Source organism: Microcoleus sp. MON1_C5, assembly GCF_036701875.1.
Taxonomy (GTDB): domain Bacteria; phylum Cyanobacteriota; class Cyanobacteriia; order Cyanobacteriales; family Microcoleaceae; genus Microcoleus.
Genome location: NZ_JAUBRN010000104.1, coordinates 1 through 10996, shown reverse-complemented (window position 1 = coordinate 10996; position 10996 = coordinate 1). Strand labels below are relative to the sequence as shown.

General features: G+C 47.4%; 9 protein-coding genes. 1 reads left to right on the top strand and 8 read right to left on the bottom strand.

All coding sequences use genetic code 11. The features are described 5' to 3' along the window. Positions 1 to 218: 218 nt before the first annotated feature. Positions 219 to 422: a heterocyst-inhibiting protein PatX gene (gene patX, locus QUA71_RS27970; RefSeq protein WP_333290120.1), complete on the bottom strand. Its 204-nt coding sequence runs from the start codon at positions 420 to 422 to the stop codon at positions 219 to 221. 833 nt (positions 423 to 1255) lie between these two features. Then, positions 1256 to 1993: a dephospho-CoA kinase gene (gene coaE / locus QUA71_RS27965; RefSeq protein WP_333290118.1), complete on the bottom strand. Its 738-nt coding sequence runs from the start codon at positions 1991 to 1993 to the stop codon at positions 1256 to 1258. 205 nt (positions 1994 to 2198) lie between these two features. On the opposite strand from coaE, the gene QUA71_RS27960 reads away from it, so the two are divergent. Further along, positions 2199 to 7349, top strand: a complete 5151-nt coding sequence (locus tag QUA71_RS27960) for a CHAT domain-containing protein (protein WP_333290116.1) — start codon at positions 2199 to 2201, stop codon at positions 7347 to 7349. A gap of 69 nt (positions 7350 to 7418) precedes the next feature. Here the strand turns inward: QUA71_RS27960 and QUA71_RS27955 are convergent, their stop codons facing one another. The 6 genes from QUA71_RS27955 to QUA71_RS27930 form a co-directional block, all read right to left on the bottom strand. Then, positions 7419 to 7685, bottom strand: coding sequence for a hypothetical protein (locus tag QUA71_RS27955; protein WP_333290114.1), 267 nt, complete (start codon positions 7683 to 7685; stop codon positions 7419 to 7421). A 3-nt stretch (positions 7686 to 7688) separates the two neighbouring features. After that, a complete protein-coding gene (locus QUA71_RS27950) occupies positions 7689 to 7943 on the bottom strand; it encodes a hypothetical protein (RefSeq protein WP_333290112.1) in 255 nt (84 codons plus the stop codon). 309 nt (positions 7944 to 8252) lie between these two features. Continuing rightward, on the bottom strand, positions 8253 to 8831 hold the full coding sequence (locus tag QUA71_RS27945) for a Uma2 family endonuclease (protein WP_333290110.1): 579 nt from the start codon (positions 8829 to 8831) through the stop codon (positions 8253 to 8255). Positions 8832 to 8918: 87 nt separating this feature from the next. Further along, positions 8919 to 10109 carry a tetratricopeptide repeat-containing serine protease family protein gene (locus QUA71_RS27940; RefSeq protein WP_333290108.1) on the bottom strand — a complete coding sequence of 397 codons (1191 nt, stop codon included), beginning with the start codon at positions 10107 to 10109 and terminating at the stop codon, positions 8919 to 8921. A 314-nt stretch (positions 10110 to 10423) separates the two neighbouring features. Next, the gene (locus tag QUA71_RS27935; RefSeq protein ID WP_333290106.1) at positions 10424 to 10618 is read right to left on the bottom strand and encodes a Fic family protein; all 195 of its coding nucleotides are present in this window, start codon (positions 10616 to 10618) and stop codon (positions 10424 to 10426) included. Between the two features lie 6 nt (positions 10619 to 10624). Beyond that, positions 10625 to 10750: a hypothetical protein gene (locus QUA71_RS27930; RefSeq protein WP_333290104.1), complete on the bottom strand. Its 126-nt coding sequence runs from the start codon at positions 10748 to 10750 to the stop codon at positions 10625 to 10627. Between the last annotated feature and the right edge of the window lie 246 nt (positions 10751 to 10996).

The window sequence follows — 10996 nt, the reverse complement described above, 5'->3', positions numbered from 1 at the left end:
ATTAAATTCGACTGTCTCAGGGATGCAATGGAAGCCGTGCTTCGCACAGCGGCTTAACCGCCTTGGCGGTTGCTATACCGCTAAAAAATCGGTTTTTTGGTACGCAGTACGTAAGTCCCGAATTAATAAATCGAAATCTTCAATTTTTCTCTTCTTCTCCCAATTTTTAATTCTCCCATTCTCCCCCTAATTCCCTGCAATTATCGCTTTTTTCTGCTTTATCTCCCCTCGCCTCGGTCGGGTGCCGTATTATCTTCCCCTTTATCGTACAAGGTCTGAGTGTCGGCTACGGCGGTTAAAATTTCGGGAGCAGAGTTGTTTTGAGCAAAAAAGGTCGATCGAGTTTCTAAGCTTTGAGCATTAACTGCGCCAGCAGTCAGTAACAGGCTTGACATCAGGATGGAAGAGTAAACGCGCATCATAAATTTTGGTGTTTGTATTTTCCCCTTCTTGATACGCAGTCTGCACTCTGCTATCAGGATAAAAAAAATAATTGTGACGAAATCCTCAATTAGTAAGTGACCGCACCTACAATTTTTTTGAGTTTTGGTTAAAAGCTGGTGAAATCCATCATCTAGCTCGCTGGTTCGCTGGTAATTTCTAGTTCTCTGCTACTTGCTGGCCACCAGCAGACTTCAAGACCCTGTTCAAAAAAATAATGCTACTCTTCTCTGCCCGTCTTCCCAACCCTGGTAGTTATAAATCATTCCCAAATCTAAAATCTAAAATCTAAAATCTAAAATCTAAAATGGTATGACCCCTGGAATCCTCTTGAAAGGGGCTTCCAACAAGGAAACGAAAACCGCCAATTGTAAAGTTTTACTACTTTTATGATTAACTTCATAATTTATTGAGGTGAAGCGGCAACCCGGGGATTAAAGACCCAACAGGAGAGTACCCAGGCGCGCCATCAGCACCTTACATATAAATATCTTGGTGAATGAGATTCCTTAAAGCGGGCACTGCCTAATTTTTCACATTAACTTCATAAATGGTTGCTATTGTATTTTTAAATAAATTGTGAACCTTGGATTTTTTCTGATTTTTTCTGATCTTTTCCGATCTTTTCTTCTCTGGCTTTGTGACAAGAGCGGTTACGCGCCACTCCGAAGGAGGAGTCGAAAGCGGTTGGGGAAAAAAAACCCGTTCACAAAATCGTGGAGTCAATCTCAAATCTCAACTCTCAAATCGAACTGGCGCGCAGGGAGTAAAAAAACTGGTTTTAAAACTGATATCGCGGAGTCAATCTCAAATATCAAATCTCACAGCGACTGACTTGCACATCTACCTGCAGGAATAGCGACTCAAGGGTTGACGAGTTGTCCAAAATAACATCAGCTTGTTGACATTTTTGAGCTAGCGACAACTGAGTGTTAATGCGGGCCTGAGCTCGATCGTAACTCAAGCCGTCTCGCTGCATTAGTCGTTCTAACTGCACTTCGGGTGAACAGTACACCACCCAAATTTCGGTACACAAGTCAGTCATATTAGCTTCAAACAACAGTGGCACTACTAAAACCAAAGTCAACGTGTCAGTGGGGGCGCAGAAAGCGGAGTTTTTTTCAACAATACTTCGTTCTAGCGTTTGATCGCGGTGAAAAAACTTGGTTTCTTGAGTTTTTGTACCTAAATTCTGTGTGTCCTGGGATACCGGAGTCAATGCAGCAATGCAGCTTTGAGTTTCCTCAACAAATCGGCGACGCACGTAAGGGTGAATCTGTTGTTCCAACCACTGCCGCTCCGCTGCGTTACAAAAAATAATACTTCCCAACTCGGGCCGATTTAAAGTGCCGTCCGGGAGCAAAATACCGGCGCCGTATCGTTCTACAATAGAGTCAAGTATTGGCGAACCGGGGTTCACAGCTTCGCGGGCGTAAATATCGGCATCTAAAATCGGAAATCCACAGGCATCTGCCAGATAATTAGATATAGCGGTTTTACCGGTGGCGATGCCCCCAGTTAAACCGATCAGACGGACAATTCGATCGCTCATAATTTTCTCTGTTTAAACTTCCTGTGTTTCGACACTTACTGTCAGTCTTTGCTATGTTGGTGACACAATCAAATTTAGACTTAAAATTTAAGATTTGCGATCGAGAGTTCGCGTTAGGAAGTGTCAGGATTGGGGTGCCATCGACTCTTTTTTACCTAAAATCTCAATTTTAAACTCGAATGAAGGTCTAGACCGAGGCAAACTTATGAATGCTCAACGTGCTGTGCGGTCGATTCTGGCAGCAATTCCCCTTGCTGGATTTTTGATATTAGATTTTTTCCCCAACCTGGTTTTCCTCAAAGAAAACAGCAGGGGATGGATACTCGTGGCAATTTATCCCCAATCTCAAATTGCTGCGGCACAATCTATTATTTCAGCCCCAGACGGCACCGGAACCGCTGTCACCGCCCCAGGTACAGGGTCGCCCCCCCGCTACGACATTAAGGGCGGCACTCCCTCCAGAGACGGAGCAAATCTGTTCCACAGTTTTACTCGGTTCGGTCTGAATTCTGGCGAAACTGCCAATTTCATCTCCAACCCAACCGTTAAAAATATCCTCGGCCGCGTTGTCGGTGGGGACGCTTCGTTAATTAACGGTCTAATTCAAGTTACTGGCGGCAATTCTAACTTGTTGCTGATGAACCCCGCAGGGATTATTTTTGGAACGAATGCCCGACTCGACGTGTCCGGGTCTTTTTTTGCTACCACCGCTAGCGGTATCGGTTTTGACGACCGTTGGTTCAACGGTACAGGCGCGAACGACTACCCAGCCCTAGTCGGAGCGCCGAATGCTTTTGTTTTTGGCTCACAGCCCGCGAGTATTGTCAATGCAGGTAACTTGGCTGTCGGAACCGGGCAAAATTTGACTTTGCTGGGCGGCACGGTCATCAGTACAGGGCAACTTTCAGCCCCGGGCGGTCAAATTACTGTGGCGGCTGTCCCGGGCAAAAATCTGGTGCGGTTCAGTCAAAACGGACTTTTGCTGAGTTTAGAAGTTTCTCCAGCAGCCGGAATGTCGGGTTCGGAAGGTGTTCCCTTCTCTCCCCAGAGTTTACCGGGGCTGCTCTCGGGCCCCGGCGTGGCTAACGCTACGGGTATAACTACGAACGCTCAAGGTGAAGTTGTACTCACAGGCGGCCAAACAGTGCCAGGAGGTGCTGGAACTGCGCTGGTAGCGGGATCTGCGGACGTGTCTGCTACGGGGGGCGCGGGAGGAAGCGTCAACGTTTTGGGCGACAAGGTAGGGCTGTTGGGAGCGAAGATTGAAGCTTCGGGGCCGGACGGCGGCGGAACGGTGCGGATCGGGGGAGATTACCGAGGCGAGGGAACTGTGCCGAATGCCAGGATGACTTACGTGGATGGCAAAAGTTCGATCGCTGCCAACGCAACTGAATCAGGCAACGGCGGCAGAGTTGTTGTCTGGGCTGACAACACAACAGCATTTTTGGGCAGCATCAGCGCAAATGGCGTTTCTGCAACGGGAACCGCAGGTGTTGGGGGGTTTGTGGAAGTTTCGGGCAAGCAAAGATTGATTTTTAACGGTACTGTCGATACCTCTGGGACAAACGGTTTGGGGACTTTGCTGTTAGATCCAAAAAATATTTTAATTACAGATTCCCCAGAAGGTGCGGGCGATGCGTCAATAATTGCCAACAATAATATTTTGGCAACAGAAACGCTACCAGGACAGCAAAACAATTCTGAGCCTTCGCTGACAATTTCGGCTAGAGCTTTGGAAAGTATGTCGGCTACGTCAAATGTGGTTCTCGAAGCGCTCAATGATATTACAATTGCTGATTTGGCGGATAATCAGTTGAGCTTTCAAGCAACTACTGGTTCGGTAACATTGAGAGCAGATGCCGATGGCAATGGTGCGGGTGCTTTTTCGATGAATGCGGCCGATACAATTAGCACGGCTGGCGGTGCGATCGCGATTTCGGGAAATCAAATTACTGCGGGCAATTTGTCGAGTAACGGCGGAAATATTAGTTTGATTAGTCAGGGTTCGACAGTTGCAAACGATATTTCTTCATCCAATCCCAGCACCGGCAGCAGCGGGAATATTTTGCTCGACGGCCTGAACGTAACGGCCCAAAAACTTGATGCCAGCGGCCCGGAAGCGACGGGAAATGTAACTGTGACGGCTCGGAATGTTCTGGGAGTGAGCTTCGTCGCAGGGGGCTCGGGAAACATTACTTTGACTGGTGATGAAATTAATTTTAAAGGCGACAAAAATTCAGTCAGCGGTACTGGCTTTTTGGTACTGCAACCTTGGAGTCCAGGTCAAAATATTGCGATCGGCGGTTCTGGAGATGTCGGTACTAATATTTATTTGAATCTGACGGCAAGCGACCTCGGAAGTTTGGAAAATGGGTTTGCTGGAATTACGATCGGCCGCAGCAACGGTATCGGTTCCATTCTGATTGCCAACGATTTCACATTTTACGATCCGCTAATTATTCAATCGCCAGCGGGTTTGGGAACAATCACTACCACAAATTCCTTGACAGCGGCCGACAATGCCTCAATTACTCTCAAAGCTGATGGCAATATCAGAACCGGAAATATCACTACCAACAATCAGGAAATTCGCATCGTCAGCACCGCAGGCAATGTCACAACCGGTCGGCTAGTTACTGGAACTTCCCGCACCATCAACACTTCTGTCAATTCTTCCGAAGATACAGGCAATTCGGCGGGAGATGTTAGTGTTACCGCACAGGGCACGGTGACTGCCGGGGCGATCGACACAAGGGGCGATCGCGCGGGGAATGTGACGCTGACGGGGCGCAATGGAGTCACTGCCGGGGCGATCGAAGCTGGCGACTCGCAAACAGGGGGAGATATTACCCTGACAGGCAACGAAATTGATTTGAGGGGTGACAAAAATTCGATCGCCAGCAACGGCAATCTGGTGTTGCAACCGGCCGATCCAAGCCAAAACATTATAATTCAAGGTTCTGACGATACAGAAGCTCTGAACTTGACTGCTGCTGAATTGAACACTTTTCGGAATGGGTTTGCTTCGATCGCGATCGGGCGCGCTGACGGTAGCGGTGTGATCTCGATTCCTTCTGGAACGCCAAATTCAACTCCAAATTCAACGCCAGTGGCGGTGACATTTCAAGATCCGACGACGATTCGATCGCCATCGGGCAGCGGCGCGATCGTGGGAACGAGTGCGATCGTCGGTACTGATAACGCCACGATCTCTCTGATGGGCGGTACTGTAGCCGTCGGAGACCTTACCTCGACTGCGGGGATTAACATCACTACCAGTCAAGGCAAGTTGACTGCTGGTACGGTTTCATCTCGCTCAACTTCCGGGGTGGCGGGCCCTATCAATATTCGCAGCGCCGGTGCGGTAGAAACCGGCAACATCGATGCTTTTGGTGCCAGAAGCGGGGGAGATATTTCGATTGCGGCGCCGGGCCGGATCGTTACAGGGGTGATCAACTCGAGTTCGCAATCGGGAAGTGCCGGTTCGAGCCAAATTACCGGCCAGAAAGATATTGAAGTTGTTTCGATCAAAGCTCGTGGCAATACCGGCGGCGATGTGGCAATCGAAGCTGGGGGAGCATTTCGGGCTGCGGGAACAGGAACGGCTGCTGAGCGCGCCCAGGTCAGCATTTCTACAGAGGGGCTGGCTCAATCGGGTTCACAGACGCTGCTGCAAAGCACTTGCCCGTCGGGAACCTGCACGGCGGCGACTGTTGGGACGGGAAACTCGAAGTCGAACACTGCCACCTCCTCAACTGCGATCGGGCCGCTGGCGATCGTGTCGAGTCCGGCACCAACTAGCAGCGTGGAACTGAAAACTACAGACAATTCTCAACAAATTGTGACTCAGGTGAGTCTCCCTCCCGCAGCGTCGGTGCCAAAGGGCAGTACCACAAATGTCTCGCCAGAACCTGCTGCTGCGTCTGTTGATGCGCGGCCCAACGAGACTGCGGCCGGCTCCTCGGTAGTGCTGGCGCCGTCGGTGTTAACAGACAATTTGGGCGCGCCTGCGACGACAGAAAACGGCAGCGTGGCAACAACTCCACAGAAGCCTGCGAGTGCGGTGAGTGCAGAAAGTATCGGGAATGTGAGGGTTCCTGAGATTTCTCGATCGAGTTCGATCGCGCAAATAAGTCCGATCGACGCAGTGCAGCAAAGGGATAGAACTCAGGGCCGGGAATTTGAACGTTACTTTGGGGGTAATCTCACTGAAAAGTCAGTCACGCAGCAAAGTATTCGAGATACTCTCAGCAGCGTCAATCGGTTGACTGGGGTTAAACCCGCGATCCTTTACGTATGGGCGAAAGAAAAACATTTAGAACTTGTGTTGTTATTGCCAGACGGCAAAAATGTTTTTAAAAGCGTGCCTGCAAGCCGCGAGACAGTGCTGCAAGTTGCTAAAAAATTCACTAATGCTATCAGAACTCCTAGGAGATTGAATGCTGCTAATTACAAGGAACCTGCCGAGCAACTTTACCAGTGGTTAATTGCACCGCTGCAACCGGAATTGGAGGCTAACAAGATTGACACTTTGGTGTTTTCGATGGACGCCGGTTTGCGAACTTTGCCTTTGGCTGCTCTTTACGACGGCAAGCAGTTTTTGGTAGAAAAGTACAGTTTGGGGCTGATTCCGAGTTTGAGTTTAACTGATACTCGCTATGCCGATGTTAAGGGTTCTGAAGTGTTAGCGATGGGTGCGTCGAATTTTCCTGCCAAATACGATCAAAATCCTTTGCCTGCGGTGCCGCTGGAAATATCGACAATTGTCGGCAAGATTTGGCCGGGTTCGTCTTTTCTCAATGAAGCTTTTACTTTGGCAAATTTGAAGAACAAGCGCAATCAACCGCAATACAAAATTATTCATTTAGCTACTCACGGGGATTTTCAGCCTGGGGGGGCGGAAAATTCTTACATTCAGTTTTGGGATACTAAGTTGCAGTTGAATCAGTTGGAGCAGTTGAAGCTATCTAACCCGCAGGTGGAGTTGTTGGTTTTGAGTGCGTGTACTACGGCGGTGGGAGACGAACAAGCTGAGTTGGGGTTTGCAGGGTTGGCGGTACACGCGGGGGTAAAATCTGCTTTGGCGAGTTTGTGGTATGTCAGCGATGTCGCTACTTTGGGGCTGATGACTGAGTTTTACCAGGAGTTGCGTACAGCGCCGATTAAGGCTGAGGCTTTGCGGCAAGCGCAGTTGGCGATGCTGCGGGGAGAAGTGCGGTTGCAAGATGGTTATTTGGTGCGATCGGGCAACTATGAAGCTCTGCCTTTGCCGTCGGAGTTGACCACCAGGGGCGATCGAAATTTCTCGCATCCTTATTATTGGGCTGCTTTTACCATGATCGGTTCGCCTTGGTAATTCTGAAGGAGGAAGGAATCAGGGTGCGATGTTCAAACTCACTAATAACTAATCACTTATGACTCATGATTAATTGCTAGCTGCGATTTGGCTCAAGCCTTTGAGGATTCGGAGTACATCATGTAAATTATTAGTGGGATTGCTAATTCCAAATAAATCAGATGTGCTATATCGAGGTGATTCTCCTTTCACTAATTTAACAAAGATGAAACTGCCACCTGTAGCAATCATGCCGTAACTAGGTTTATCGGGATTAGGATTGGCCAGCATATAAGCTAAGATTTGCGCCAAGCTGGCTTCGATCGAAAACAAAACTCGTTTCGTTTCTATTGCCATCAGCTACAACTGCTCTTTTAAAACTAAAGTATTGATGCTGCCTTTGATGATAACGCCTTCATCTTCTTCGGAAATTTCGACTGATTTTTCTGGCTTAATGTAGAAAGGATGCAGATAAAACTCGCCTGCAAATAACAGCGGAGAGACGATCGACAAACTAATAGTTTTTTCCCGCATCGGCGGATACTCCAACAAGTTGAAGTAACCCGCTTTAGTCGGATCTAGCTGTCGTTTTTGAAAGGCGCTAATTTCTGGCAACTCGTCTTGCCATTCTCTAAAAAATTGGTCGTCTCTGACAAGTTGCCGGTCAAAAAGTGTTTTTAATTATTCTAATGTGACATTTGTAGCGGGAATTGTTGGAACCCTAATTATAGCGCGTTGATTTTATGAGAAATTATAATTTTATCACATTTCCAGCTAATATTATGTCCCCTCGAACGAGCATAACAAAATTGGTTCGTAGTGAGGAGGAAGAGTCATCATTTCACTCGCTCCAACTTGGATTCCTCACTAGCAGCTTATAACGGTTATTTTACGGAAGATGATATAAGTCAAAATTAAACTCTGCTAATTCCAAATTTTTTGCAAATAGAGAACAAATCCCGGCAAAACATTTTCCCCAGAAAGGGTGAGAGGAGATTGTAAAACTTCCACATCTTGGCCGGGGCGATAAATTTCAACTTCCCGTTTTTTGCGGTTAATCAGCCAACCCAAACGACAGCCATTTTCCATATATTCTTGCATTTTTTCCTGAGTCTTTTTCAAGCTGTCAGTTGGGGAGAGAATTTCCACAGCAAAATCGGGACAAAGCGGGATAAATTTTTCTCTTTGTTGAGGTGTTAAAGCTTCCCAGCGCGATTTTTCTACCCAAGACGCATCGGGAGAGCGATCGGCTTTATTTGGCAGAGTAAATCCTGTGGAGGAATCAAAGGCTTCACCGAGTTGGGTTTGTTCGTTCCAAAGTCCAATCTGTAAGTTGAATTTTGAGTTGCTTCTTCCCGTTTCTCCTCCGGTTGGGGGCATGACAATTAATTCTCCGTTGGCGTTGCGTTCGAGTTTCAAGTCTGGGTTTTCTTCGCACAGTTGATAAAACTGTTCTGAAGTTAGTTTGATAATGGAATTGAGGTTTAAGGTGATAGCAGTCATTGTTATTTACCTGCTGTTTGTAGGAACTTGATTAAGAATTAAAAATGGGATTAGTCATTTTTAATTCTTAATTCTTAACTGCCAATTCTACTGCAATTGCTTGATTCTGTTGAGCGCGTCTTGATAGGCGCTGGTTCTTCCGCCTTGCTTGTAAAGTTCTGCTGCTTTTTGAAAGTCAGCAATTGCTTTCGGTTGGTCTTTGTTGTCCAGGTAAGCTAAAGCTCGGTTGTAGTAAGCGTCGGCAAAACCGGGATTGGCTTCGATCGCCCGCGTGTATGCTTGAATAGCATTGGAACCGCGTGTGGGACCGATTTCGGGGAAGGCGGCGGTAATGAGAGTGCGGGCATTACCGATATTAAAAAACAATTCAGGGGTATATTTGGGCTTAAAAGCAAGTGCTCTGTTGAAATCATCGATCGCATCCCAAGCATCTCCTTGATCTAACAGCGAAAGTCCTCGAAAATAATAGGCTTGGGCATCTTGCGGATTGGCCGTAGATACCGGGCCGCTGGTTGGGGGAGTATTGTCTACTTTCAACTCGGATTTGTTGATTCCCGCCGCCACTAGCTTGGCGATAAATGTATTGATTGGAACTGCTGCATTAAATCCGGTTTTAATCGGGGCGACTTCGCCGGAACTCGTTTGCGCGAAACCGAATTCCCCTTGTCCGTGTAAACCGATGACTCGGCCTTCCGAGTCAAAAACTGGGCCGCCACTCATGCCACTCCAAGTTACGGCCTGATACCGCAAAGTGTAACCTTCGGGGCGGTTGCCGGGGCGGCTGGTAACGAGTCCGGGAGAGAGTTCGGGTTCTCGTTCAGCGCCGAAAAGTCCGCCCGTAGCCGGATAGCCGTAAACGTAGATTTGAGTGCCGATGACGGCTTGATCGGAATCTGCGATCGTCGCGACTGGATATTCTTCGGGGCTTTCAAATTTGACTACGGCTAAATCCGGGTCAGTGTCGGCGGTTTGCAAACGGGTGACGGAGGTTGCTTGATAGTTTTTGCCTTTAGAGGTGCGAACGGTGTATTTCACGTCTGCTTTTTCTACGACGTGGTTGACTGTTAAAACTGTGTAAGTTTTGCCTGTTTTGGCAATAATTACGCCAGAACCGTCTCCGAGGGAACTGTTAATTTGTACTGTCAGCGGCCCGGCAATGCTGGCGACTTCTTGGGGCGTTTTGGCGATCGCGGGTTGGCTGATGACTATGGTTAAGGCTGCTATAGTTCCTGCTAGCAGGGTGGTTAAGGTGTCGTAACGAGAAAAATTTATATTCATGGCTATTGCTAATTAGTAGTTGGGTAGCGAGATTTGGGGGAGAAAGGGCGATCGGCGGTTTGTGCTTTTTTGTGTTTAGTTTTATTACTGATTTGACGCAAAGGATCTCGGCTTTGTTCTTTAGTGATAATCTTACTCGCTTTTTTGTTCCTCGATTCCCTTTTTCACTGTAGGGTGCTTATGGGCGCACCTTACTTAATCTCCATGTAGCGCACTGCCCAACTTACTTATTAAAACTAAATAATACATAACTAAAACTCGGTCTTTAATTCTTCCTTAGTCATGGTTCCCCGTGCGACTGGCATGACTAAATCCTATTCTCGATCGTCCGTCAAATTCCGAGTGCAAGCATTTAAACGCAAAAAGGTATCTGTCACCGCAAAAGCCGTTCGTCTATTGCCGTCAATAAAGGGATGATTCATCGCTATTTGATAGAGATAGGGGGCAGCTTGTTCGCTACTTGTGGGATGCAAAAAAATACCGCCAAAAGTTGCTTGCGGTTGAGCCAAAGCCGACTATAACAAACCTTCGTCTCTGACGCCTAGAGTGCCGCCAAACGTCTCTATCTGTCTGGCGTGAATACTTAAAAACATACTTGTGCTGAGAAAATAAGGAGTTGGCAAGGCGACGGTAAACGTCATTTATTTCCCGTTATAAATCTAGATCTGCTTGGCCTGCTTTGGATTCTAGTTTTTGCTGTTCCTCAGTCTTTAATGAACGAACAAATTCAAGCACTTTCAGCAGCACGGGTTATGGTACTTGGTCTAGTTCTTGAAGAAGTTGGTCTTTTGCAATCATATTTTTTTCTAAATACAGCAGATTCCATGTATATATGATACACTTTATTTAGTATATAAGCTAAAAAAATGAAACCTTATTCGATTGAG